Here is a 25,119-nt window from a genome sequence, read left to right on the forward strand (position 1 = left end):
CGTGACTAAAGTCGAGGTCTCCCCGCTGGAAGGATGTAGATGAGTCAGCCACCCACTTTTGAGCAGATCCGCCTGGCTCCGAAGGTGTTGCTCCACGACCACCTCGACGGGGGGCTCCGGCCGGAGAGCATCATCGAGCTGGCCCGCGAGTCGGGCTACGACAGGTTGCCGGCGACCGACGCCGACAGCCTGCGCGCCTGGTTCAGGGAGGCCGCCGACTCCGGTTCGCTGGTGCGCTACCTGGAGACCTTCGACCACACGGTCGGCGTCATGCAGACGCGCGAGTCGCTGGTCAGGGTCGCCGCCGAGTGCGCCGAGGACCTGGCCGACGACGGCATCGTCTACGCCGAGGTGCGCTACGCGCCCGAGCAGCACACCTCCAGGGGGCTGAGCCTCGAAGAGGTCATCGAGGCGGTCCAGGAGGGCTTCAGGGCCGGTTCCGAGGGGCGGGGCATCCGGGTGGGCACCCTGCTCACCGCGATGCGTCACCAGGCCAGGTCCATGGAGATCGCCGAGCTGGCGGTCCGTTACCGCGACGCCGGGGTGGTCGGGTTCGACATCGCCGGAGCGGAGGCGGGCTACCCTCCCACCCGTCACCTCGACGCCTTCGAATACCTCCAGCGGGAGAACGCCCACTTCACCATCCACGCCGGGGAGGCCTTCGGCCTGCCGTCGATCTGGCAGGCGATCCAGTGGTGCGGCGCGGACCGGCTCGGTCACGGCGTCCGGATCATCGACGACATCTCCGTCTCCGACGACGGGGAGCCCAAGCTGGGCCGCCTGGCGGCCTACGTCAGGGACAAGCGCATCCCGCTGGAGATGTGCCCGACGTCCAACCTGCAGACCGGTGCGGCGGCCTCCATCGCCGAGCACCCGATCGGCCTGCTGCGCCGCCTGAACTTCCGGGTGACCGTCAACACCGACAACCGGTTGATGAGCGGTACGAGCCTCTCCGAGGAGTTCGCCAAGCTGTCGGAGGCGTTCGGTTACGACTGGGACGACATGCTGTGGTTCACGGTCAACGCCATGAAGTCCGCGTTCCTGCCGTTCGACGAGCGGCTGGCGCTCATCAACGGCGTCATCAAGCCCGGTTTCGCGCGCCTCAAGTGGCAGGCGTGACCGGGTTCGTACGAGTGAAGTGAGCTTTTTCCATGAAGCAGGTGTTCCGCTCCAACTTCGCGATGATCGTCGGCTGGCTCTGGATGGTGTTCGCCGCGGCCAACGCGGTGGATCTGGTCGTCCGCTACAACGGTCGTCTCTCGATGGTCGCCGCGGCGGTGCTGGGGGTGCTGACCGCGCTGGTCTTCGTCACCTGCCTGCGTCCGATGATCGTCATGTCCGAGGAGGGGGTGCTGGTCCGCAACCCGCTGCGGAACGCGTTCGTGCCCTGGAGCGGAGTGGACGAGGTCACGGTCTCGCACTCGATCACGATCGCCTCCGGCGACCAGAAGGTCCGCTGCTGGGTGCCGCAGACCTCGGCTCGTGAGCGGGCGGCGGCGGTCCGCAGGGGAAAGCCCGCGCCGGGGCGGGGCCGCTTCAGGACCGAGCCGGTCCGCTCGAAGGCCGAGCAGGCCGCCGCCGAGGCGATGGCGGGCAAGACCCACGCCGACTGGGTGGCCGAACAGATCACCGAACGCGCCGAGGCCGCCAGGCGTACGGCTTCGTTGACCCCCTCAGAGGAGGGGACCGGCGCCGCGTCCGGTGGGTTCACGACGGCCTGGGCGCCGAGCGCCCTGGTCGCCCTGGTGCTCGCGTTCGCTCTCGTGGTCGCCGCCTTCGTCGTCTGACGGTTCCGCCCACGGCCGGTGCGGGCCGCCTCACCGAGCGGCCCGAGGCCGCCGGAGGGGCGGCCGTTCCGGGCCCGCCCCGATCCCGCGCGTGGTGCTCTCCGTGCTCATCGGGGCCGCGCTCGGCGTCGCCGGGGCCGCCGTGCAGGGCGTCTTCCGTGAGCGGGCGGTGGCGGTCGTCCTGCACGATCTCAACCTCGCAGCCGCCTACGCCGACCGGGTGCTGGTCATGTCCGGCGGGCGGCTCGTCGCCGACGGCCCCCCGGACCGGGTCCTGGCCTCGGAGACCTTCAGCGAGGTGTACGGCTGCGACATCGACGTCCACCGGAACGGCACCGCGTTGCCGGTCGCCCCCCGCCGCGCCGTCTGACCCCGGTCCCCGGCCTGCCGCGTCCGGTGGTCACCGTCCCGCGGTCAGGCCGAGAGCGTCGGCCAGGCCCGACTTCAGCGCGTCGAGGTCCCGCGCGGCCCGCTCCCGTGCCTCGGACACCTCACCGGTGACCGGGACCACGACCTCCAAATAGCACTTGAGCTTGGGTTCGGTACCCGAGGGGCGGACGACGACGCGGGCGCCGCCGGACAGGCGGTAGCGCAGGCCGTCGGTGGGCGGGAGGCCGGCGGAGCCCTCGATCAGGTCGTCGGCGGACTCGACATCGCGGTCCCCGAGTCTCGCCGGCGGGGCGGTGCGCAGGCGGGTCATGGCGCCGGTGATCAGGGACAGGTCGTCCACCCGGACCGAGAGCTGGGACGTGGCGTGCAGGCCGTAACGGCGAGCCTGGTCGTCGAGGAGGTCGAGCAGGGTACGGCCGTCGAGTTTGGCCTGGGCGGCCAGCCCGGCGACGGTCAGCGCCGCGCCGATACCGTCCTTGTCGTGGACGGGCAGGCCCTTGTCGGAGCCGACGCTGTACCCCAGGGCCTCCTCGTAGCCGAAGACCAGCCCGTCTCCGGCCTTCATGATCCATTTGAAACCGGTCAGGGTCTCGGCGTAGCGCACCCCGTACTCCGCGGCGATCCTGCCGAGCAGGGACGACGAGACGATGGTGGTCGCCACCAGGCGACCCTCGCCGGAGGTCTGCCCGATCACGTGCTCGCCCAGCAGGGCGCCCACCTCGTCGCCGGTCAGCATCCGGTACCCCCCGCCGGGCAGCGGTACCCCCACCGCGCAGCGGTCCGCGTCGGGGTCGTTGGCCAGGATCAGGTCGGCGCCGATCCGCTCCGCCAGCTCCAGCGCGAGATCCATCGCGCCGGGCTCCTCCGGGTTGGGGAAGGCGACGGTGGGGAAGTCGGGGTCGGGAGCGGCCTGGGCCTCGACGACGGCCGGGGCGTCGAACCCGGCGGCGGCGAAGGCCCTGGCCAGGGTGTCGCCGCCGACGCCGTGCAGCGGGGTGTACGCCACCCGCAGCCCGCGGGCGGTGCCGATCGGGAGCGCGGTCACCGCCTCCAGGTAGGCGGTCACCACGCCGTCGTCCAGCGCGGTCCACGCGGGGTCGTCCGGGGAGCCGAGGGGCAGCTCGGAGACCGGCCCGACCGCGTCGATGGCGGCGGAGATCTCCGCGTCGATCGGCGGCACGATCTGGGAGCCGTCGCCCCAGTAGACCTTGTAGCCGTTGTCGCGGGGCGGGTTGTGGCTCGCGGTGACCATCACGCCCGCGTCGGCGCCGAGGTGGCGGACCGCGAAGGCCAGCACGGGCGTGGGCAGCGGTGCGGGGAGGACCGAGGCGCGCAGCCCGGCCCCGGTGAGCACGGCCGCGGTGTCACGGGCGAAGACGTCGGACTTGTGCCGGGCGTCGTAGCCGATCACGACGTGCCTGCCCGGACCGAGGACGCGGGCCAGACCGGCGGCGGCGCGCATGACCGTGACCCGGTTCATCCGGTTGGGGCCGGCGCCCAGCTCGCCGCGGAGCCCGGCGGTGCCGAACTCCAGCTTCGCGCCGAACCGCTCGCGCAGCGCGTCGCCGTCGCCGCGTTCCAGCAGCTCGGTCAGCTCCGCGCGCGTGTCGGGGTCGGGGTCCTGGGCCAGCCAGGAACGGGCGAGCCCCGCGAGATCGCTGCTCATCGTCACCTCTCGGGCCTGGGCCCGTCGCCGTTGAGTCCTTGAAACCGTTGAGTCCTTGAAACCAGGATGGTGCTCGAAAGCCGGGTGTCTCATCGAAGGAAACCAGCCCTCACGCGTGGCCGGTTCCTGCGCGGTGTGCTCCTGGGTGATGCGCTTCCACAGCATGTGATCCCCCACCGCGTGGTCTCACGCCGTGTGGTCTCACACCGTGTGGTCCCGGTCGTAGGGCTACAGCTTGCCGACGACCCTGGCCAGCAGGCCGCCCATCCGGGTGGCGGTGGCGCGGCCGACCTCCAGCACCTCCTCGTGGTTGAGCGGCTCGCCCACCAGGCCGGCGCCCGGGTTCGTGACCAGGGAGACGCCGAGCACCTCGGCACCGCCCTCGCGGGCCGCGATCGCCTCGAGCACCGTGGACATGCCCACCATGTCGCCGCCCAGGACGCGGCACATCCGGACCTCTGCCGGGGTCTCGTACGTCGGGCCGCGGAAGGCCACGTAGACGCCTTCGGCGAGCGAGGGGTCGGCCTCGCGGGCCAGCTCGCGCAGGCGCGGGGTGTAGACGTCGGTGAGGTCGACGAAGGTGGCGCCGGTGATCGGGTTGGCACCGGTCAGGTTGATGTGGTCACTGATCAGCACCGCCTCGCCGACCTCCTGGGTCTCGGGACGCAGGCCCCCGGCGGCGTTGGTCAGCACGACCGTGCCCACCCCGGCCCTGATCGCGGTCCGCACCCCGTGCACGACCGGTTCCACCCCGCGGCCCTCGTAGAGGTGGGTGCGGCCGAGGAAGATCAGCACGTTCTTGCCGGACTCGGTCCGCACGGCGCGGATCCGGCCCGCGTGGCCCGCCACGGCGGGCGGCGCGAAGCCGGGCAGGTCGGTCACCGGGATCTCGGCGACCGTCTCGCCGATCGCGTCGGCGGCCGGGACCCAGCCCGAACCCATCACCAGCGCGACGTCGAAGGAGTCCACGCCGACGGCGCCTCTCAGTACGTCCGCGGCGTCCGTGGCGAGTGCATAGGGATCATTGCTCACCTCACCGAGCGTACCGGTCGGCGGTGCTGTTCCGTCCGCTCCGTACCGCTTCCTGGGCGCCTGTCCATGATCGTCCTGACAGGTGTGTTCCGCTCCTCGCGCCGTCCCACGTCGGCGGGCCATGGGAACACGGAACAGGCCCTGCCGTGCCCCGTGCCCCGTACGACCGCCCCGGGCGCGGGGGACGGTTCCGGCCCGGGGACAGGTGCTCGTCCGCTCAGCCGGCCCTGGTGTAGAGCATGAACTGCCGCGCGAACCCCTCGTCGTCCTCCGCGCTGGTGGCGAGCACCCGCTTCACCGTGCCCTTGAAGTCGATCAACACGGCTTCGTGGCCCGAGCCCTGTTCGCGCCAGGCCACGATGTGCTGGTCGTCGTACCAGCCGATGATCCGATCGGTCTCGAAAGGGATCCGGACTTTCGGTTTCCCGCCGTCGCCGGTGGTGGACCAGACGCAGACCTCCTGGGCCTCCGCACAGTATGTGATCATCAGCGTGCCGGACGGGCTGGTGTTCTCCCCCTCGACCCAGATCGGGGTGCCCACGTCCGGCAGGGTCTGCAGTACGCGGCCCCGCAGGTCGTAGAAGCGGACCTGCCTGGTTTCCTTGGCGATCGCCCAGGTGCCGACCGCCTGGCTGTCGGCCCGCCAGAAGTAGGGCCATTCCCCTACGTCCTTGTCCTTCACCCGGACGACCGACGCCTTCTTCGTGGCGATGTCGATGATCGTGTAACCGCGGATGCGCGGCACGGCCTCGCCCTCGACCGCCTCGTACAGGGTGATCAGGCCCTTGGTGCCGTCCGGCGACCAGCGCGGGTAGAGCCCGTAGAGCGGCGCCTTCGCGGTCTTCACATCGCTGACCTCCCCGGTCCTGTGGTCGACGATCGAGACGATCTCGTAGTTGTCCGTGCTGTAGGCGCGAGCCGTGGCGAGAGCGTGGGTACCCGAGGGGTTCAACGTGTAGTGGCCGTACTCGTCGTTCTTGACGAACTCGTGGGTTCCGGCCCCGCGGATGTGGAGGCGGTACTCGTCTCCCGCCCCCAGGGTGTAGGAGGTCAGCCTGATCGGGTCCTCGTCACTCTCGTGGATCGTGATGGAGCTGCCCGGGAGCCTGATCTGCCGGTCCTTGGAGGGGGCCGGGGCGGTGGTCTCGGTGACCGCCCACAGGCCGTCGCCCGATCCGGGGACGGCTCCGGCGAGGACCGCCAGCGTGATCGCCACCGTGACAAGCGTGAGCACGAGTCCGGCGCCGGCCGCGGCCCAGACACGGCGCACGCGCCTTCTCCCGTCGGAGTACGGCTTCACCCCCTGACCCGCGGCCCCGTACGGCGGCGGGTGCCCGCCCCGGTCGTTTCGGGGTGGGAGGAGAAAGCCGTTGAGGTCCAGGGCGGTGCCGCCCGCCTCCTCGGCGATCAGCAGGGCCGCCAGCTCACCTGTCGCGAGGATGTCCGGTGTGAGCGCGGCCGGGTCCTCGACCTCTATCGAGTACTCGATGCCGCCGCTGTACCGGATGAAAAGCACACTGATCGGGCTCGTCTCGCTTCTGAACGAGATGGTCTCATCATCGATCCACTCGTGGAACCGCAGGCCCGGAAGCACCTCTGCCAGGACTTCCACCAGCCGCGGGGTGGGTATCTCGGAGCCCCCGACCACTGAGGAAAGGGCCTCGCCGGGCCTGGGCGGCGGATGCGCGCATCCGTTGAGTCGCCGGGCCAGCCCTTCGACCACGTCCCAGGGGAGGCAGGACCGCCCGCCGATGTCACGCCAGGTCTCCTCCAGTACGTAGGCCGTCCGCCACCCCGTCGGCAGGTCCGCCCGAGCGGCGAGGGACGGGGTGAGGTCGATCGGGCCGCGCAGCCGCATCTTCCGCGTCACCCGGACCCCCTTGCGGTCCTCGTACGCGATCGGGCTGCACAACCGCACGGTCTCCAGCAACAGCGCCGGATCGGGCTGATAGCCGAGCAGCAGCGCCCGCCCGGCGCGTAGCCGCCTTGCCCACAAGAAATCGGCGACACCCATCTGGAAGACCCCCGGTGACCTCGGTAGTGGCTGCCATGATCGGGTGTCCGGCTTGTCGCTCACTTGTAGCCGGATTGCGTCCCAGGGTGACCGCGACAGGGAGGGCGAACGAGGTGTGCCGGAGAGGCTCGGTCAGAGGGCATCCGAGATCGCGCGGGCCAGGCCGTGCTTCCTTGCCAGGTCGGGTACGGTGAGGCCCTCGATCGCGACCACCCGGTCATCGCGGACGAGCTTCGAGGGCCTTTGCCCGATCCCTCGCGCTCAGGCCCAGGGGGCGACGACGGTGAAGGAGCTGTCGGCGCGGAAGGTGTCCGAGTTCTGGTAGAGGTCCACCCGCAGCTCGTAGTTGTAGTGCCGGATGTAGCGGCCCGGGTAGTTGTACGACTCCAGCGACACCGAACCGGAGGCCGAGCCGGGTTTGGCACAGAAGGTGGCGTCCTGCCGGAAAGTCGTAGAGCCGTCGTTCGCGTCCAGGCGGATGCGGAAGTCCCAGTGCCGCAGGTAACGGCCGTCGGCTCCGGTGTCGTGCAGCGGGTCGCTCATCCGTGTCGCCGGGTCGGTGTCTCGCTCCCGGAGACCTCCGTGCCGCCGGGGAGGCGGTGGTCGTGAACTAGGGTCGAACGGTGGCTGAATCGATCATCGTGGTCCGTGACGTGCGAGTGGAGTTGAGCGGTACTCCGATCCTGCGGGGCGTCGACCTCACGGTCGCCCGAGGCGACATCGTCGCCGTGGTCGGGGTGAACGGTGTGGGCAAGTCGACGTTGCTGCGCTGCCTCGCGGGTATCCAGCCGCCGGGGTCCGGCGAGGTCAGCGTCTTCGATCGGCCGCCGGCGGATGATTCGGACTTCTGGCGCGATGTCATCCTCGTCGGCGACGAACCGGCGTGGTACCCGGGGCTGACCGTGCGCGAACATCTGGAACTGATGCACGCCGTACACCGCTCGTCCCGCCTGGAGGTCGGGACGATCCTGGAGGTCTTCGGCCTGGCGGGGCGACGGGACATGGCGCCGCCGACGCTCTCGACCGGCCAGCGACAGCGGCTGTCGCTGGCGATGGCCCTGCTCCGGCCGAGCCGGCTGCTCCTGCTGGACGAGCCGGAGCGCGGGCTCGACGCGACGTTCAGGAGGCGGCTGGCGACCATGCTGACCGAATACGCGGCGGCCGGTGGCGCCGTGGTGATGGCGACCCACGACCTCGACTTCGCCCGGGCCACCCACGCACGCCAGATCACGCTGGAGGCCGCCGCGTGAACGAGGTCCAGGCCGTGCGGGCCCTCGTCCGGTCGGGTGGCCGGGCACCGATGAGCTGGTCGGACCGGTACGTCGCCCTGTTCGGGCTCGCGATGGCGGTGGCGGTGCTGGCCCAGCCCATCGCCTCCGTACTCGCGACCATGGCCGGGCAGGCGGATCCGTCGAGGCTCGGGGCAGGGGTGGCGCTGATCGCACTGGCCTACGCGGGCCTCCTCTCGCTCGCCCGCACGCTCGGCCCCGTCGCGCTGCCGGCCGCCGACGCCGCCTGGCTGCTGCTCTCCCCGCTCCCGCGCCGCGCCGTGCTGGCACGGAGCGCGGTGATCCTGCTGGCGATCTCCTCGCTGGTCGGCGCGGGATTGGGCCTGGCCCTGCTCGGCGTACTCGGCGCGCCGGATCAGTTCACGCCGCGGCTGGTCACCGCGGTGCTACTGGGAGTCTCGGCGGCGGTCGGCGGGATGGCGGCGGCCGTGCTGGCGCAGTCGTCCCAGCACTGGGACTCGTGGCTGCAGGGAGCGCTCGTCGTCCTCGTGGTCGTGGCCGCGCTCGCGACGGTGCTGGGCAGCGGTCCGGGGCGGCACCTGCTGGTCGCCGTCGCCGACGCGCCGGTCTCGCTGGGCGCGGCCTCGACGGCGCTCTGCGGCGCCGTGACCGCCGTTCTGGTACGGCGGGCGTGGGCGGCACTCGGCCGCGTCCACGCGCGTACCGTCCTGGCCGCGTCCACCCGCGCCGGCCGGGTGGCCGCCGCGACGACGGTCCTGGAATTCGGGGCCCTGACCTGGATCGCCGAGGACGGTCACTGGCGCAGCCGCACCCTGCGCTCCCGTCCGTGGCCGGCGCCGCTGTCGTGGCCGGCGCCCCGGCTCCTGCGGCCCCTGTCCGCCCCGCCGGCCCTGGCCTGGCAGGACTGGCGCAGGCTGGGGCGCCGCCCAGGCCGGCTGGCCGCCCTGCTCGCGGCGACCGCGCTGCCCGCTCTGGCCGCCCGGGCCGCAGGCGGTCTCTCCCCGGTCGTGGTGATCCTGGTGGCCGGCGGAGCGCTGACCGCCGCGGCGGCGTGCACCACGGGTGCGCGCCGCGACGGGGAGGACCCGAGTCTGGCACGGCTCTTCGGCGTGGGCGTCCGTGCGGCGCTCACCGCACGGGCGCTGCTGCCGATGCTGCTGAGCGGTGCCTGGCTCACCCTCGCCCTGGCCGGGCTGACCGCGGCGGGTGCCCTGCCCGCCGGCCCGTGGTGGCTGTTCGGCCCGCTGGCCGCGCCAGCCCTGGCCGCCGGAGCCCTGCGGATGGCCCGGCGGGGTTTCGTCGATCACTCGATGCCGGTCATCGACACTCCGATGGGCTCCGTACCCATGGGCCCGCTCGTCTGGGCGATGACCGGCGTGGACATCGCCGCGCTCGGCTGCGCCCCCGCGCTGCTGGCGCCGGCCGTCGGGCCGTCCGCCCTCGGCGCCCTGGTGGCCGCGCAGGCGCTGTCCGGGGCGGCCGTGCTGACCGCGTTCCTGCTTCGCGCGAGGAGAGCCGCCGCGGGCAGGGCCCACCTCGGGTGAGAGCGCGGTCCGGTGCCGCCTCTCCCGGGTCCCGCGACGCTTTCGGGCATGCCGCATCGCCACAGGCCCGATGTCGGGCGGTGACGCCGGGCCTAGCCTCCGAGGGAGGTGCAGGGGCGGCCGCGCAGTTCCTTGACGTAGTCGTCGGGGGCACCCGCGCGCTCGGCCGCCTCGGCCAGGATGCCGAGGTAGCGGGCCGAGGGCAGCCCGCCCTCGTAGCCGTCGAGCACGTAGAACCAGGCCAGGACCTCGCCCTCCATGGTCTGCACCCGGAGTTTGACCTTGTGGTAGAGGCCGCGCGCCGCGCCCTCCCACTGGTCGAGGGAGCTCTCGTCCCATTCGGGCACGTCGTAGAGGACCACGAAGACCTGCTCGGCGGCGTCCTCGACGATGGAGGCGAGGGCGCCCTCCCAGCCGAGGTCGTTCCCGCCGAAGGTCAGGCGCCAGCCCTGGAGCCAGCCCGTCCCCTTGATCGGGGAGTGCGGGGCCCGCTGGGCCATCTGCTTCGGGTCCATGTTGCTGCCGTAGGCGGCGTAGACAGGCACGTTGGCCAACACTAATCGAAGATCCGCGAGACACTCACCCAGCCTCGAAGCCACGCCGATGTCTCGTGGAATTACGACGATTTTGGGGGACTTTCGTGCTTTGAGAGGGATGTCGAGCGATGGCCGGTCGCGCCATACGGGAGAATGGGGTACGTGACGAGGATAGTGATCATTGGCGGCGGACCCGGTGGATACGAGGCCGCGCTGGTCGCCGCCCAGTTAGGGGCCCAGGTCACCGTCGTCGAACAGGACGGCCCCGGCGGCGCCTGCGTGCTCACCGACTGCGTGCCCTCCAAGACGCTGATCGCCACCTCCGTACGCAAGCAGGCGCTTCTCGACGCCAGCATGCTCGGGGTGCACTTCACCGGCGGTCCCGACGGCGACGTCGGCGGCGTCATCGCCGATATGCCGCTGGTCAACAGGCGCGTCAAGGAGCTCGCCAAGGCGCAGTCCGCCGACATCGCCGCGCGACTGGCCGCAGAGGGCGTCGAGGTGATCAAGGCACCGGGACGGCTGGTCGACCCGCAGGTGGTCAGGGCCGGAGACAGGACGATCCGCGCCGACGTCGTCATCGTGGCGACCGGGGCCACCCCGCGCATCCTGACCGGCGCCGAGCCCGACGGCGAACGCATCCTCACCTGGCGGCAGCTGTACGACCTGGAGGAGCTGCCCGAGCACCTCATCGTGGTCGGCTCCGGCGTCACCGGCGCCGAGTTCGCGGGCGCCTACCGCTCGCTGGGCTCGGAGGTCACGCTCGTCTCCTCTCGCGACCGGATGATGCCCAACGAGGACGCCGACGCCGCCGAGGTCCTCGAAGAGGTCTACCGCCGCCGCGGCATGAACGTCATGGGCCGCTCCCGCGCGGAGTCCGTCAAGCGCACCGAGGACGGCGTGGTCGTCACGCTGGAGGACGGCAGGACCGCCGAGGGCAGCCACTGCCTGATGACCGTCGGCATGGTCCCCAACACCGCCGGGATCGGCCTGGAGGAGGCCGGGGTCACCCTCGACCGGGGCGGTTTCATCCAGGTCGACAAGGTCTCCCGCACCTCCGCCCCCGGCGTCTACGCGGCCGGGGACTGCACCGGGGTCCTGATGCTCGCCTCGGTCGCCGCCATGCAGGGCCGGATCGCCGTCTGGCACGCCCTCGGCGAGGCCGTGCAGCCGCTCCGCCTGGCCACCGTGGCCTCCGCCATCTTCACCGACCCCGAGATCGCCGCGGTGGGCGTCGCCGAGCGGGCGATCGAGGCGGGCGAGATCGAGGCCAACATCGTCAAGCTGCCGCTGGCCACCAACGCCCGCGCCAAGATGCAGGGTTTCAACGACGGCTTCGTGAAGCTGTTCTGCCGCCCGCACACCGGCATCGTCCTCGGCGGCGTGGTGGTCGCCCCCCGCGCCTCGGAGCTGATCCTGGCGGTCTCGGTGGCCGTGCAGCAGCGCCTGACCGTCGACCAGGTCGCGCACACCTTCGCGGTCTACCCCTCCCTGTCCGGCTCCGTCACCGAGGCCGCCCGCCGCCTCATGCAGCCCATGACCCCCAGCGGCATCTGACCCGGCCGCCCCAGGCTCACCCGGCTTCGCCCGTCCCCGGACTAAGATCAGCGGATGTCCAAGCCGTGGTCGACGACGCGTCGGGTGCTGCGCTGGACACGTCGGCTGGTCGCCGTCGTGGTCGGTGTCTGCGCGCTGGTGGGGGCGGTGCGGCTGGTCGTGCCCGCCACCGCGGGGACGGCCGGTGAACCGGCCGGGGTCCGGCGGCAGCTGACGTTCCTGCGTGCCGCGCTGGACGGCGGGGCCGGTGACGAGGCACAGCGGCTGTTCCCCGAGGGGTACTTCTTCCTGCACGTGCTGTACGGCCTGAGCTGGGCCGAGATCGGGATACGCGAACCGGCCGGCGAGCGGTCGGCGGCACTGCGGGAGGCGCGGTGGGCGCTGGAGCGGCTGGACTCGCCGTCCGGCCGCGAACCGTTCAGCCAGGACCTCACCCCCTCGTACGGCGTCTTCTACCGGGGCTGGAGCAACTGGCTGCGCGGTCAGGTGCTCAGCCTGCAACCGGCCGGGCGGCGCGATCCGGGCGAGCTGCGCCGGTTCGCCGACGACTCCGCCGCGCTCGGCGCGGCGTTCGACGCCTCGGCGTCGCCGTACCTGACGGCCTACCCCGGTCAGGCGTGGCCGGTCGACTCGACCGTGGCGATGGCGTCGCTGCGGCTGCACGACACGCTGCTGCCGGCCCGGTTCGCCGGGACCGCCGAGCGGTGGCTGCGGGAGGTACGCCGACGGCTCGATCCGCGTACCGGGCTGCTCCCGCACCGGGCCGACCCCGACACCGGAGAGGTCGCCGAGGTGGCCAGGGGGACCTCGCAGAGCGTCATCCACCGTTTCCTCGTCGACATCGACCCGGTCTTCGCCGCCGAGCAGTACCTGCGCTTCCGTGACGCCTACGTCGTCTCGCCGCTCGGCCTCGGACCCGCGGTACGGGAGTACCCCGAAGGGCTGGACGGTCCGGCCGACGTCGACTCGGGGCCGCTCCCGCTCGGGGTGAGCCTGTCGGCCACCGCGGTCACCCTCGGCGCCGCCCAGGTCCACGGCGACGCGCCGCTCGCCGAGGCGCTGGCCGGCTACGGCGAGCTGGCCGGCCTGCCGCTCGACACTCCCTGGACCAAGCGGTACGCCTTCGGCCTGCTCCCGATCGGCGACGCCTTCCTGGCCTGGTCGAAGACCGCCAGGCCCTGGGTGACACCCACCCCGTCCCCGCCACCGGCGAGCATCTCGTGGTGGTGGCGGATACCGCTACTGTCGCTGCTGGCCGTCCTCGGCGTCGCACCGTGGCTGCCCGCCCTGCTACGCCGCCGCCGCACCCGCTGATCTGAAACTCGTAGTCGAGCTGGTCGATCTGTCCCCCGTCTCCTGGCGCGATGAACGATCAGCAGTTGTTCCCCGACCCCGCACACCAGAGGGCAGCGATGGGAAGTGCCCGCAGCCGATCCCCGAAGGGGAGGGTCTCCTGTCCCGCGTAGAGGACGAATCCCGCTACCCAGCGGTCGCCGAGCTTGTTAGCCAGGTGCTGGAGTCCTTTGAAGTCATCAGCGCGCACAGTCTCGGCGGCTTTGACCTCGATACCGACCACTTCCCCTGACGCGCGCTCCAGGATGCCGTCCACCTCGACGCCATCGCGATCTCGGTAGTGGTAGAGCCGCACAGGCTCTTCGGACCAGGTGAGCTGGCGGGCCAGTTCGCTCAGCACGAAGTTCTCCATGAGGGGACCGACGGGGGCGGTCACATCGCTGATCCGGGCCGGGGTGAGGCCGGCGAGGTGAGCTCCGAGTCCCGAGTCGATCATCAGGAGTTTGGGCGTCGCGATGGCGCGTGTGGTTGCGTTGGAAGACCATGCCGGAATCCGCCTGACCAGGTACACGAGGTCAAGGAGGTCCAGATACCGTTTCACCGTGGTCCGAGGCAGGCCGAGATCGCGGCTGATGTTGTCGATCACGGCCAGGCCGCCCATCCGCCCGGCGAGGATGTTGAGCAGACGCCGCATGTCGGCCGGGTGCTCGATGTCCGACACCTGCTTCACGTCCCGGTTGATCAGATCGGTGACGTACGAGTCAAAGAAACGTGCCCTCCGCCGATGGGTTGAGCGATGAACGGCTTCCGGATAGCCCCCTCGCATTGCTCTGTCCAGATAGTCGGCTCGCCGAAGACGAGGTCGCGGAGTCTCGATACCAACGCCGTTTCGGAACACCGCGTCGACGAAACCATCTGGCTGCCATTCGATCTCTCCTTGTGACAACGGCCACAATTCGATGGTCTCGGATCGGCCGGGGAGGGCGTCTGGAAGATCTTTGATCCCCAGTAGGCGCGCGGAACCGGTGAGAAGGAAGCGTCCAGGGCGAGGATCGGAATCAACTTCACGTTTGATGGAGAGAAGCAGGTCGGGTACGCGCTGGACCTCGTCGATGAGCATGAGTCCGTCGTGGTGGACGATCCCATCGGGATCCTCCCGGGCGGCGGCGCGCACGGCTGCCTGGTCTAGGAAGAGCTCCCGCGAACCTGGGGTCTTGCGCGCGATCTCCTGGGCCAGGGTGCTCTTCCCCGTCTGCCGAGCACCATTGATCACCACCACCCGGGTGTCGGTAAGCGCCTCGCACGCCATCTCGTGCGCGCGCCGGGGAAAGAGCGCCAGGTCATCGATGTCCATAGGGTGCAGCGTACGGCGTCCGCGGCTTCGTGGTGGTGGATCTGCCGAGGATTTCGTGGTGGGTCTGCCGAGGGATGTGTGGTGGATCTGCCGAAGGTTAAGTGGTGGATCTGCCGAGCGGAGTTTCGCTGATGGGCGTCAGCGGACGCGGGAGCGGAGGCGGGCGAGGGCCGCTCTGCCGTCCTGGACGGCTCGGGCCACGAAGTGCAGTTCCTCCTCGCGGCGGGCGATCGACAGGGCCTGCTTGGCGGCCTCGTAGGCGTCGAGCGCGTGCCGCCAGTCATGGTCGGCGGTCATGCCGCCGCGCCCGCTGACCTGGAACTCGTAGTCGAGCTGGTCGATCTCCTCGCCCAGCCGGGTGATGTCCTCCTCCGCGCCGCGCCGCACCACGGCGAACCGCGCGGCGCGCCGGGTCCGTTGCTGGGCGCTGACGCCCCAGGCCACCACGGTCAGTGCCAGGCCCACCGCGCTGAGCACGACCATGACGAGCCCCACGGACGGACCGACGCTTCGCGCGGGTTCCGCCTGTGAGATGTCCTCCTCCTTCTCCGCGTCCTCGGTCCGGGAGGTGGGCGACGAGGTCGGCAGCGGGACGGTCAGGCCCGTGGGGGTGCCCTTGGCGCCGGTGAGATCGACGTCGTCGGCCTGGATGAAGGACGCCCCCTGGACCAGCGCGCCGGTGAAGTCGGCGCCGTCCAGCTCCGCCTGGGTGAACTCGGCCTCGCTCACGTCGGCGTACTTGAACGTCGCGTTGCGCAGGTTCGACTGGCTCAGTTTCGCCTCGCGGAGCTTGGCCCGGGTGAAGTCGGCCTTGCGGGCCTTGAGCTGACCGGGGGTGCTCTCGTCGAGGTCGGCGTCGATCAGCTTGGCGGCGGTGAAGTTGACCTGGGTCAGCTCGGCCCTGGTCAGCTTCGCCCCGGTCAGATTCGCGTACGGGAACTCCGCCTGCCCGGCCTCCGCGTCGACCAGGATCGCGTTCCGCAGGTCGGCGTGGTCGGCGTGCATCTGGCCCAGCTCGGCCTCGGTCAGGTCGGCACCCCGCAGGTCGGCGTACTTCAGCCTGGCCTGGGTGAGATTGGCCTGCTTGAGCGAGGCGTCGCGCAGGATCGCTCCGGTGAGGTCCTTCTGGATGAGTTCCACACCGTTCAGCTTCGCCCCGGTCAGGTTGGCGCAGCGCAGGTCGGCGGGGAGCTGGGCACCTCCGGTGAAGTCCCTTCCCCGCAGATTGGCACCCTGACCGGGCCTGCACGGCCCGGTCGAGGCCTGGGCGGGTGAGATCACCGTCCCCGACAGCGCGAAGACCGCGACAGCGAGGGCCAGGGGGATGGGACGACGCACGGGGAAGCCTCCTTCACAGCGGCCCCGATCGTGTCAGTGGATCATTGCATTCCGCTAGATGCCTGGTTGCACCTTTCATGGCAGATGTTCGCGCCGGGACCTGCTTTCGTGGCGTGACGGCCGGTGTCCGCGTTCAGGCCGGCCCGAGCAGGTCCCATCGGTTGCCGGCGATGTCGAGGAAGACGGCGATCCGCCCGTAGGGCTCGGTGCGCGGCGCGGTCACGAACTCCACGCCGGCCGCCGTCATCCGCGCGTGGGCGGCGTCGAAGTCGTCCACCCGCAGGAAGAGCCCCACCCGCCCGGCGAACTGCTCCCCGACGACGGCGGCCTGGTGTTCCCCGTCCGCGCGGGCGAGCAGGATGCCGGTCTCACCTCCCGGCGGCCGGACCATGACCCACCGCTTCGGGCGGCCGTCGTTCGTCAACGACGGCGAGTCCTCGACCAGCTCGAAGCCCAGGGCACCGGTGAAGAACTCGATGGCCCGGTCGTAGTCCTCCACGACGATCGCCACCAGATCGATCCGCATCTTCATGATCGTAAGTCTTGCCGATGATCCGGGTGGTCCTCTCGCGGCCGCCGTGCCGAGAGCCGAGGTGGACGCGACTCCCAGGCGCCCTCTCCGGCGGTCTCCTGTATTTCCCGCTATTCGAATGTTGTTATCATTTGGATTTTGTGAGTATTCTAACCTGGGTCGAGGGGGGAACAGCGATGGTTCGGCTGACCTGGGGTGCTCGAAGTCTCCGGGCGAGCCCGCGCCGGGTGGCGGGGATGAGCGTCGGCTCCTGCCATGCGATATGGATCTGACGATGGCGACTCGACACCTGTACGTGATACGGCACGGCGCGGCGGACCCGTTCGGTGAGTTGACCGATGTCGGGCAGCGGCAGTCGGAACTGGTCGGGGAGCGCCTGGCCCACCTTCCGGTCGACGCCGTGTGGCATTCGCCCCTTCCCCGGGCGGTGCGGTCCGCCCGGATCGTCGGTGAGCACCTGCCGGGCGTCGCCGTGCGGGAAGCGGCCGAGTTGATCGACCACGTGCCGCACGTGCCGGACGAGATGCCCCCCGCCTGGGCGGGGTTCTTCGACGGGTACGACGCCGCGGAAGCCGCCGCGGGCGCGGCCCTCGCGGACGCGCTGATCGACAGGTTCGCGCGCCCCGCCGAAACCGAGACCCACGAGGTCCTGGTCACCCACGCCTATCCGGTGGCCTGGCTGGTGCGGCACGCCCTCGATGCGCCACCGGCGCGGTGGCTGGGGCTGAACTGCGGAAACACGGCGCTGACGGCGATCGAGTATCGCGACGGCGTGGCGCCGACGGTGCTGTTGTACAACGACATGGGCCACCTCCCGCCCGACCTGCGCTGGACCGGGTTCGGGCCCGGTACCCGGCCATGAGCGGCGCCGCTGGGCGCTCACCGGCACGGGGTGAGCGCCCGCTTTCGTGGCTGCCCCGACATCGCCCCGCTGTGCGAGGCCGCCGCGGTCTAGTCGTGACGGAGTACGGCGTGGGCGGCGTCGAGGCGCCGGGCCTCGTCGCGTTCGGAGCGGTCGCCCGATACGTCGTCGGCCCATTCGAGGAGGCGACGCAGGTGGACGTCGGCCGTGGTCGTGACGGTGCGGGGGCTGCCGAGGGCGACCTCGCCACCGGTCCCGTCGATGGTGACGAGGGTGCCCTCACCGAGGGTGCGCCCGCCGGCTCGCACCGAGGCGCCGGCGACGTCGACGGTGAGGTCGCCGATCCCCACGACGGCGGGTTTCCCCATCGCTCGCGCGACGACCGCGGCGTGGCTGGCCGGCCCGCCCCGGGCGGTGACGATTCCGGCGGCGACCGCCAGGCCGCGCATGTCGTGCGGGGAGGTCTCCGGCCGCACCAGGATGACCGGGCCGTCCGCGGCCATGCGCACCGCTCCGTCGGAGGTGGTCGCCACCCTGCCGACCGCGACACCGGGGCAGGCGCCGATTCCCCGGGCCAGGATGTCGGCGGTCGCCGCTATCCGGGGAGTGCGGACGTGCGGGAGATGCCGCGGTGAGATCCTGAGCAGCGCTTCGTGACGTCCGATCACACGCTCGTCGGCGAGGTCGGTCGCGACGCGGACGGCGGCACCCCCGACGAACCGGCCAGGCCGGACCTGCAGAATCCACAGCTCCCCGGCCTGGAAGGTGAACTCGACGTAGCACGCGTCGCGGTAGTGCCCCTCGACCCGGCTCAGGGCGTCGAGGAGGCCGGTCCACACCGCCGGTTCCCGGTCGGCGAGTTCGCGCAGGGGCCGGGTCAGCGATCTGCCGGAGACGACGTCCTCACCCTGGTGTCCGAACAGGACCTCGCCGAACGGGACGTTCTCCCCGGTGTTGGGGTCGCGGCTGAACGCGACCCCGGTGCCGCTGTGGTCATCGCGGTTCCCGAACACCATCGTCTGTACGATCGCGGCCGTGCCGAGATCGTGCGGGATGTCATGCAGTTCGCGGTAGGTCCGGGCGCGCGGTGTGTCCCATGACGAGAACACGGCCTTGACCGCCAGCTCCAGCTGCCGGGTCGCGTCGTCCGGAATCGGCCGGCCACATCGTCGCCGGATGAGGTCCTCGACCGCTTCGATCCGTGCCTCCTCGTCGCCGGTCCCCCGGCTTACCTCCAGGTCGGTGATCGCGGAGGCGAAGCCGGACAGGAACCGCAGCCGTGAGTTCAGCGCGAACCGCGAGTCGCCCGTCTCGGCCGCCAAAGCGGCCGTGGCTCCGGTCGTGAGGCCGAGGTTGAGGATCGTGTTCATCATGCCGGGCATCGACACGCCGGCCCCGGAGCGAACGGACACCGCCAACGGCGCCTGTGATCCCCCGAAGCGGCGCCCGGTGGCGGCTTCGAGGTCGGCGACGGCCGCCGCGAGCTCGTCGTCGAGTCCGTCGGGAAGACGCCCGTCACGCAGGAACGCGCGACATGCCTCCGTGGTGACGACGAACCCGGCGGGCACCCGCAACCCGAGACGGAGGAGGACCAGGAGGCCGTGTGCCTTGCCGCCCAGCGTCTCCGTCGTCTCCTCGACCCGCGTGGAGAGCGGGCGAACCCATCTCATACCCATCGGGGGATCCCGAGTGTGGCGAGCAGGTCCTCGTGAAGTTCGGCCCACACGGCGTGGTACGACGCGGTGCTGTCGGCCACGTACTCCAACGCGCCGGAGGTGGCGCGATCGAGGGCTTCGACGAGGCGGGTTCGGTAGCGGCCGAATCGAGGCAACGCCGCGGACAGCTCGGCACCGACGACGGCGGCACGCTGGTCGAACTCGGCGAATCGGGCGAGGACCCGAGCGTCGTAGGAGGGGTCGCCGTGGTCGTTGGCGGTCATGACACCGTCGACGGATCGGAGTTGCCATGCCGTGCAGAGGTCGAGCAGTTCCGGGTTGAGCACCAGAAAGTCGTCGAACGCCGCTGCCACGGCGGCGCGAGCACCGGCCGACTCCAATTCGGCGGTGATCCGTTCGGCGTCCACGACACGGCCGGTGTCCGTCAGACTCCACCCGCCGAAGTCGCCGGCCATATGCGTGACGAGACCGGCGACCGCGAGATCGATCAGCTCGGACTCGACGTCGGATTCACCGAGACCCGTGGCCCTGGCCAGGCGGGCGAGGCCGGCGGCGCCGCCGCAGCGCAGGGCGTGCAGTACCAGCAGGCCGGTGTCGGTCGCGGGAGGCTGGGATCGGGTCATGACCTGGCGCTCCGCGGCCGCGTGCCGTTGGGGGCGTCGGCGGTCGACGCCGCGTACGCGGCGCCTCGCCCGTGGGCTCGGGCGACGATCGCGCCGCCCCGGACGCGTACGGCGGACTCCGTCTCGTCGTCGAGGTCCGTCAGGCCGATCGCCGCCGCGGCCAGGGCCTCGTCATCGAGGACCAGGCGGACGCGCCGCCAGGCCTCGGGGGCGAACACCCGCCGCAGGCAGCCGATGAGGTCGGTGACCCTGAGCCGTACCAGGCGGCCCGTCTCGGCGGCGTCACTCGTGACGACGACCACCGTCACCTGCTCGCCGGGCCGGGCGGAACGGACGGCTTCCTCGGCGGCGGCGAGACGACCGACCCCCAGCACCGTGATCAGACCGTCGGCGCCGAGGTCGGCCCGCTCCCCGCTGATCCGATCCGCGAGTCCGGTGGGCGGATCCCACGCGTCCCCACACGGTCGTGCCGGAGCGACATAGGGCAGATACGGCGGCGTCCAGGTGTCGGCGAGATCGATCCCGGACAGGTGCTCACAGGCGCGCGCCAGGTCGAAAGGGTCACCGAATCCCGGTGCGCTCTCAGCCAGGTGGCCCGAACCGTCCAGCAGCGTCAGCACCAGCTCGGCCAGCCGTACCCGCCGCGCCGGCGTCGCCTGGGTCGGTTCGCACGATTCCAGCGGGATGGCGAGCAGCAACGCCTCCAGCCGGACGAGCTGCGCCAGCACCGTGCGCGCGTGCTCGTCATCGAGGACGCCGGCCAGCGAGCGCAGGTGCAGCCGCCCTCCCGAAGCCGTGTCGTCGACCAGGGGCAGCCGTTCGAGCCAGGTCCGGGCGAACACGCCCAGCACCTCGGCCGACGACCTCGGCGACATCGGCGACATCGGCGGTGGCTCACCCGCGGGGGCGTTCTCCACCATGTCGATCAGCACCGCCAGGTACAGCGCGCGCTTGCTCGGGAAGTTCGAGTACACCGCCCCGCGGGTCAGCTCGGCCCGCTCGGCGATCCGATCGACCTTGGCCAAGGCGTAGCCGTGTTCGGTGAACTCCTCCCTCGCCGCCGCCAGCACGGACGTCCGGGTGCGCTCCTGCTGCTGCACCCGAGTCAGTCGAACCATCGCAGTTCCTTTCCCTGGATCGCCGGCATTAGGATACTCTCAAAATTCAGATGTTGAGAACATCTGAACTGCGAAGCGATCGAGACGAAGGATGATGACGGTGAGCGATCATGGATTCGAGACCGAAGGGCTGGCCAAGAGATTCGGCAAGGTCACCGCGCTCGACGGGGTCGGTCTGGCCGTCCCGCGCGGGCAGGTGCTCGGCCTGCTGGGGCCCAACGGCGCCGGCAAGACCACCGTGATCCGCATCCTCGCGACCCTGCTGCGTCCCGACAGCGGACGCGCGTCCGTGGCCGGGTTCGACGTGGCACGCCGGCCGGGACAGGTACGCCGGCGGATCGCGCTGTCGGGCCAGCACACCAGCGTGGACGAGGAGCTGACCGGGCTGGCGAACCTGGTCATGATCGGCCGGCTCCTCGACCTGCCCCGGCCGCAGGCTCTCCGGCGTGCCGCGGACCTGCTGGCCCGTTTCGGCCTGGAGGACGCGGCGAAGAGACCGGTGGCCGGCTACTCCGGTGGCATGCGCCGCCGCCTCGACCTGGCCGCGAGCATGGTCGGACACCCCGAGGTGGTCTTCCTCGACGAGCCCTCGGTGGGCCTGGATCCCGGCAAACGTGACGAGCTATGGCAGATGATCCGCGGTCTGAGCGCCGACGGCGTCACCGTCCTGCTGACCACCCAGTACCTCGAAGAGGCCGACGCCCTCGCCGATGCCATCACCGTCATCGACCGGGGACGGGTCATCGCCTCCGGCACTCCCGCGGAGCTGAAACGAGAGGTCGGCGGGCACACCATCGCCGTGCGGCCGAACGACCCCGCCGACACCGACGCGACCGTCGGCATCCTGGCCGATGTCACCGGCCGGACCCCGGAACGCTCCACCCGCCACGAGCTGGTCGTGCCCGTCGCCGGGGACGAGGACTTCTTCGAGATCACCGCCCGGCTGCGCGAACACCGCATCGGCGTCTCCGAACTGTCGCTGCGCCTGCCCAGCCTCGACGAGGTCTTCCTCGCCCTGACCGGAACACCTACCACCACCGCCGCCGACGAACCGACGAAGGCCGCCTGATGGCCGCCACCGAACAACCGCGTGCCGGAGCACCTACCACCACCGCCGACGACACCGACGAGGGCCGCCTGATGACCGCCACCGCGACTGCCGAAGAACAACCGCGTACCCGGCCGCTCGCCTGGCTCCGGCACAGCCTCGTACTCGCCCGCCGCAGCCTCGCCAAGACCACCCGCAACCCCGGCCCGATCATCAACGGGGTCGTCACACCCGCCCTGTTCATGGTGCTCTTCCTCTACCTCTTCGGCGGATCGGTGGCCGGCTCCACCGCCGACTATCTCCGGTACCTCTTCCCCGGCATCCTCGTCATGGGCGCCGGCCTCGCCGGGATGGTCTCGACCGGCACCAGCATCAACCTCGACCTCAAGAACGGCGTCACCGACCGGTTCCGCAGCCTGCCCATCGGCCGCCTGGCACCCCTGCTCGGCTCCGTGCTGGCCGACATCGTCCGCTACCTGCTCGCCGTCGCCATCCTCTTCGCCATCGGCGCGCTCCTCGGCTTCCGCGTCCACGGCGGCCTCGCGGCAGCCCTCGCCGCCGCCGGCCTGGCCATCGCCTTCGGCTTCTGCCTCAGCTGGGTCACCGTGTTCGTCGGCGTACTGGCCAGGAACGCCGACACCGTCCTCGCGATCAGCTTCATCGGCTTCCTGCCGTTGCAGCTCGGCACCAGCCTCGCCGCTCCCGTCGAGACCCTGCCCGGCTGGCTGCGAACCTGGGCCGAGATCAACCCCGTCACCCACGTCATGGACGCCTGCCGCGCCCTGCTCAACGGCACCCCGGCCGGCGACACCGTCACCACCACGCTCATCTGGTGCGCGGCCCTCTTCGTGGTGTTCTGCCCCCTGGCCATCCGCGCCTACAGCCGCCAGCAATGACCAGAAGGACCGGTACCTCCTGCCAGGCTGGGGCGTGCCCGAGGTCAACGCCCTTGTGGACGTGGTGCGCTCCGGGCTGTCCACGCCGGTCGCCGGGGCTGTGGTGGATGAGGGCGATCTGATCCGCGGGTGGCCACGCCGAGGGCCGGGAGCGGGCGTGAGGCCCGGTCCCGGCATGGATGATCAGCGGTTACGAGGCGACGGTGAGCGTCAGTACTCGACCTGCACCGAGGTCCCGGAGAACGCGGTGGTGGCGTACAGGCTGATGTAGTGGTAGCCGGCCGCCGGGTTGGTCACCGTCAGGGTCTCGCTGTTGCCGGAGTCGGCCGACCGCTGCGTGTACGCCGACCGAGTGGCCCACGTGCTGGAGCTGTAGTAGAGGTCGGCGTTCCCGGTGCCGTCAGACGACGTGATGACGATCCTGGTGGTGCCGGCCGGGAGGTACAGGTAGAAGTAGGCGTGGTCACCGGCGGTCGCGGACACGTTGCCGCGCCGGCAGTTCTTGCCCAGCTCCCTGGTGTCGGACGAGGTGCACTCGGGCAGGGTGCCGCCGCCGCCCGAGCAGGAGCCGGACGCGCAGGCGGTGAGCCAGTTCGACCAGTCGCTGTCGTAGCGGGTACCGATGGTGCTGGTCAGGAAGGTGCGGGCGCCGCTCCAGTTGCCCGTCCGGTAGTTGCCGAGGACGGTGGTGACGTCAGCCGGGCGCTTCTCGAACATGTATCGCACGGCCAGGTAACCCCAGCGGTAGACGCGGGTCGTATCGTGCGAGTAGTCGGTGTCGAACAGCGTCCTGAGCGTGTACGTCTTCTTGGCCGCCTCGGTGATCGCCGCGTCGTAGGTCACGTTCCGGTAGGAGTACGACACGTACTCGGCGAAGCCCTCGATCCACCAGATGGTCGGGGTGGTGATGCCGGCGGTGAAGTCGCCGTACATGTTGAAACGGCCGTCGAGGTAGTGGGTGTACTCGTGGTTGAGGTTCCAGATCTCGAACGCGGGCCGCAGCCACTCCGCCTCGTAGGCGATGAAGCGTGGCTGGTTACCGGCCGCGGCCGGGTCGCCCTCCAGGTACATGCCGCCGTTGTTGGTGTCGATGCCGAACATCGTCCCGGCGTAGTTCTGGTAGTCGGTGCTGGAGTGGAAGACGACGACCTCGATGGTGGTGTTGTTGTCGTTCGCCACCGGGCGGTTGCCGTCGTTCACCAGGTTGTGGAAGTACGCGTCCTGGCTCTTGAGGCTGTCACAGGCGGTGGTGAGCTGCGCGGAGGTCAGGGCCTGCGCACGGATCGTGATGCTGGGGCCGCAGGTGTACCGGATCGGCAGAACGGCGGCCGCGAGCCGCGCCTGCAGGTCGCAGGTGTCGTAGTAGGAGCAGTTGGCCTTGTCGTAGTAGTCGGTCATCTCAGCGACGCCGACCCACATGGGCGCGGTCGTGCCGGAGATGTCGCCGCGATCGAGCAGGGCCTTGGCCAGCGGACGCACCTTCGACCGCAGAGCGGTCTCCTGAAGGAAGCGGGCCATCTCCCGGCCGGAGTTCGAAACCAGGTGGCTCTGGTCGGTGCCGAGCAGGTTCCAGTTGTCGCCGGCGAAGCCGTACAGCGTGTCGATCACGCTGGGGTCCGCCTGGACGGCGGTCACGAACGCCGGGAGCTGGTGGCCGCGGAAGAGCACCGTGTAGACGTTGTTGACCGCGTTCAGCATCCACCAGCTCGTGTTGTAGGAGCTGTTGTAGCCGTTGAGCAGCCGCTTCACCACGTAGAGGTAGCGGTCGTTCTCCTCGGCGCTGTCGATCAGCGTGACCGCCTCGGCCAGCACCTCGCCGTTGGCGTCGCTCACCGTCGAGGACTTGGGGTTGCCGAAGAAGGCGTCCAGGCCCGCCTCGATCGCGGTCTTGAGCGACGGGCCGTACGTGCCCACGGTGGACGCGTTGTACCAGTGCACGTAGTAGCCGGCGCGCAGGTAGAGCACGAGCTGGGCGGTGCCGGTGGAGTTGTCACCGGGGTAGTACGACCCGTTGTCACGCAGGCCGTACGCGACGCTGCTCATCTGCGCCTCGCGGAAGGCGTAGTAGGCGTCGCTGCCGGTGAGGCCGAACAGGGTGTTGACGCAGTCGGTCGTGGCGGACTTGATCTGCTGGACCAGGGCGCTTCCGGTCCGGCTGGTGAAGTCGCTCACGTTGCACGCGGCCGCCGCCCGCACCGTGGCGGCGGACTTCGCCTTCTCCTTCATGGACGGGCGCGGGTGCGCCGGGGCGGGCTCGGGCCGATCGTAGTCATGGCGCAGCCGCTCGTTGGAGGAGGGCATCGGCGCCCGTTCGCTGACCGGGAGCGGAGAACGCCGGACGTGGTCGGCGCCGTCGGTCGCGAGCAGCGCCGGCTCGGGGGGCGGCGTCCTACCAGCGGATGCCGTCACGACGGACTTGGCGATGGGGTCGGTGGCGGCCGATGCGACCGCCGGCTGTAGGGCGAGCCCCAGGCCGAGGGCCGGGACGAGGACGAGCGCGGCCAGTGACGATTTTCTGAGCGTACGCAGGGGCGGGGTGATTCCCACGAGCAACCTCCGGGGGGTGAGGGAACGAGCGTGAGGTTGGATGTGACGGGGGAGGC

22 protein-coding genes are annotated in these 25,119 nt (G+C 70.9%); 10 read left to right on the forward strand and 12 right to left on the reverse strand.

Features of this window, described 5'->3' with window-relative positions; translation table 11 throughout:
- Positions 1-39: 39 nt before the first annotated feature.
- The 3 genes from AB0K21_RS02030 to AB0K21_RS02040 all read left to right on the forward strand — a co-directional run bounded on the left by AB0K21_RS02030 (position 40) and on the right by AB0K21_RS02040 (position 2,157).
- On the forward strand, positions 40-1,119 hold the full coding sequence (locus AB0K21_RS02030) for an adenosine deaminase (RefSeq protein WP_343967989.1): 1,080 nt from the start codon (positions 40-42) through the stop codon (positions 1,117-1,119).
- A 32-nt stretch (positions 1,120-1,151) separates the two neighbouring features.
- On the forward strand, positions 1,152-1,787 hold the full coding sequence (locus AB0K21_RS02035; protein WP_343967986.1) for a hypothetical protein: 636 nt from the start codon (positions 1,152-1,154) through the stop codon (positions 1,785-1,787).
- A gap of 91 nt (positions 1,788-1,878) precedes the next feature.
- On the forward strand, positions 1,879-2,157 hold the full coding sequence (locus tag AB0K21_RS02040) for a hypothetical protein (RefSeq protein ID WP_343967984.1): 279 nt from the start codon (positions 1,879-1,881) through the stop codon (positions 2,155-2,157).
- Between the two features lie 30 nt (positions 2,158-2,187).
- On the opposite strand, the gene AB0K21_RS02045 is transcribed toward AB0K21_RS02040, so the two are convergent.
- From AB0K21_RS02045 to AB0K21_RS02060, 4 genes are all read right to left on the reverse strand, one after another.
- A complete protein-coding gene (locus AB0K21_RS02045; protein ID WP_343967982.1) occupies positions 2,188-3,843 on the reverse strand; it encodes a phospho-sugar mutase in 1,656 nt (551 codons plus the stop codon).
- Between the two features lie 228 nt (positions 3,844-4,071).
- Positions 4,072-4,875: a purine-nucleoside phosphorylase gene (locus AB0K21_RS02050; RefSeq protein WP_343967980.1), complete on the reverse strand. Its 804-nt coding sequence runs from the start codon at positions 4,873-4,875 to the stop codon at positions 4,072-4,074.
- A gap of 217 nt (positions 4,876-5,092) precedes the next feature.
- The gene (locus tag AB0K21_RS02055; RefSeq protein ID WP_343967978.1) at positions 5,093-6,889 is read right to left on the reverse strand and encodes a hypothetical protein; all 1,797 of its coding nucleotides are present in this window, start codon (positions 6,887-6,889) and stop codon (positions 5,093-5,095) included.
- Between the two features lie 261 nt (positions 6,890-7,150).
- On the reverse strand, positions 7,151-7,432 hold the full coding sequence (locus AB0K21_RS02060) for an AbfB domain-containing protein (RefSeq protein WP_343967977.1): 282 nt from the start codon (positions 7,430-7,432) through the stop codon (positions 7,151-7,153).
- A gap of 80 nt (positions 7,433-7,512) precedes the next feature.
- Between AB0K21_RS02060 and ccmA the strand changes: the two genes are divergently transcribed.
- Positions 7,513-8,139, forward strand: coding sequence for a heme ABC exporter ATP-binding protein CcmA (gene ccmA / locus AB0K21_RS02065; RefSeq protein WP_343967975.1), 627 nt, complete (start codon positions 7,513-7,515; stop codon positions 8,137-8,139).
- Entirely contained in the window at positions 8,136-9,683 is a 1,548-nt protein-coding gene (locus AB0K21_RS02070; RefSeq protein WP_364147080.1) for a DUF6297 family protein, read from the forward strand. The genes ccmA and AB0K21_RS02070 overlap by 4 nt, the downstream gene beginning before the upstream one ends.
- A gap of 92 nt (positions 9,684-9,775) precedes the next feature.
- Here the strand turns inward: AB0K21_RS02070 and AB0K21_RS02075 are convergent, their stop codons facing one another.
- The gene (locus tag AB0K21_RS02075; protein WP_343975228.1) at positions 9,776-10,228 is read right to left on the reverse strand and encodes a gamma-glutamylcyclotransferase; all 453 of its coding nucleotides are present in this window, start codon (positions 10,226-10,228) and stop codon (positions 9,776-9,778) included.
- 153 nt (positions 10,229-10,381) lie between these two features.
- Here AB0K21_RS02075 and AB0K21_RS02080 point away from each other — a divergent pair, with 153 nt between their 5' ends.
- Complete coding sequence (locus tag AB0K21_RS02080) at positions 10,382-11,776, forward strand: NAD(P)H-quinone dehydrogenase (RefSeq protein WP_343975231.1); 1,395 nt, start codon at positions 10,382-10,384, stop codon at positions 11,774-11,776.
- Positions 11,777-11,830: 54 nt separating this feature from the next.
- Entirely contained in the window at positions 11,831-13,090 is a 1,260-nt protein-coding gene (locus tag AB0K21_RS02085; protein WP_343975235.1) for a hypothetical protein, read from the forward strand.
- A 58-nt stretch (positions 13,091-13,148) separates the two neighbouring features.
- On the opposite strand, the gene AB0K21_RS02090 is transcribed toward AB0K21_RS02085, so the two are convergent.
- The 3 genes from AB0K21_RS02090 to AB0K21_RS02100 form a co-directional block, all read right to left on the reverse strand.
- On the reverse strand, positions 13,149-14,423 hold the full coding sequence (locus AB0K21_RS02090; protein ID WP_343975238.1) for an ATP-binding protein: 1,275 nt from the start codon (positions 14,421-14,423) through the stop codon (positions 13,149-13,151).
- A 138-nt stretch (positions 14,424-14,561) separates the two neighbouring features.
- Positions 14,562-15,761 carry a pentapeptide repeat-containing protein gene (locus AB0K21_RS02095; protein ID WP_343975242.1) on the reverse strand — a complete coding sequence of 400 codons (1,200 nt, stop codon included), beginning with the start codon at positions 15,759-15,761 and terminating at the stop codon, positions 14,562-14,564.
- A gap of 133 nt (positions 15,762-15,894) precedes the next feature.
- Positions 15,895-16,287: a VOC family protein gene (locus AB0K21_RS02100; protein ID WP_343975245.1), complete on the reverse strand. Its 393-nt coding sequence runs from the start codon at positions 16,285-16,287 to the stop codon at positions 15,895-15,897.
- 280 nt (positions 16,288-16,567) lie between these two features.
- On the opposite strand from AB0K21_RS02100, the gene AB0K21_RS02105 reads away from it, so the two are divergent.
- The gene (locus AB0K21_RS02105) at positions 16,568-17,155 is read left to right on the forward strand and encodes a histidine phosphatase family protein (protein WP_343975248.1); all 588 of its coding nucleotides are present in this window, start codon (positions 16,568-16,570) and stop codon (positions 17,153-17,155) included.
- 89 nt (positions 17,156-17,244) lie between these two features.
- Here AB0K21_RS02105 and AB0K21_RS02110 read toward each other — a convergent pair whose 3' ends face one another.
- The 3 genes from AB0K21_RS02110 to AB0K21_RS02120 are packed head-to-tail and all read right to left on the reverse strand — an operon-like array spanning position 17,245 to position 20,572.
- Positions 17,245-18,825, reverse strand: a complete 1,581-nt coding sequence (locus AB0K21_RS02110; RefSeq protein WP_343975251.1) for a pyruvate, phosphate dikinase — start codon at positions 18,823-18,825, stop codon at positions 17,245-17,247.
- Entirely contained in the window at positions 18,822-19,454 is a 633-nt protein-coding gene (locus AB0K21_RS02115) for a transcriptional regulator (protein WP_343975254.1), read from the reverse strand. The genes AB0K21_RS02110 and AB0K21_RS02115 overlap by 4 nt, the downstream gene beginning before the upstream one ends.
- On the reverse strand, positions 19,451-20,572 hold the full coding sequence (locus tag AB0K21_RS02120; protein WP_343975256.1) for a helix-turn-helix domain-containing protein: 1,122 nt from the start codon (positions 20,570-20,572) through the stop codon (positions 19,451-19,453). The genes AB0K21_RS02115 and AB0K21_RS02120 overlap by 4 nt, the downstream gene beginning before the upstream one ends.
- Before the next feature lie 100 nt (positions 20,573-20,672).
- Between AB0K21_RS02120 and AB0K21_RS02125 the strand changes: the two genes are divergently transcribed.
- Together AB0K21_RS02125 and AB0K21_RS02130 are read left to right on the forward strand one after the other, a co-directional pair.
- On the forward strand, positions 20,673-21,641 hold the full coding sequence (locus tag AB0K21_RS02125; RefSeq protein WP_343975258.1) for an ATP-binding cassette domain-containing protein: 969 nt from the start codon (positions 20,673-20,675) through the stop codon (positions 21,639-21,641).
- Positions 21,641-22,516 (forward strand): ABC transporter permease, encoded by an 876-nt coding sequence (locus AB0K21_RS02130; protein ID WP_343975261.1) that lies wholly within the window; start codon positions 21,641-21,643, stop codon positions 22,514-22,516. Before AB0K21_RS02125 ends, AB0K21_RS02130 begins: the two co-directional genes overlap by 1 nt.
- A gap of 210 nt (positions 22,517-22,726) precedes the next feature.
- On the opposite strand, the gene AB0K21_RS02135 is transcribed toward AB0K21_RS02130, so the two are convergent.
- Positions 22,727-25,063 carry a M9 family metallopeptidase gene (locus AB0K21_RS02135; RefSeq protein ID WP_343975264.1) on the reverse strand — a complete coding sequence of 779 codons (2,337 nt, stop codon included), beginning with the start codon at positions 25,061-25,063 and terminating at the stop codon, positions 22,727-22,729.
- Positions 25,064-25,119: the final 56 nt, after the last annotated feature.

Origin of the sequence: Streptosporangium sp. NPDC049248, from assembly GCF_040678965.1 — a bacterium.
GTDB lineage: Bacteria > Actinomycetota > Actinomycetes > Streptosporangiales > Streptosporangiaceae > Streptosporangium > Streptosporangium fukuiense.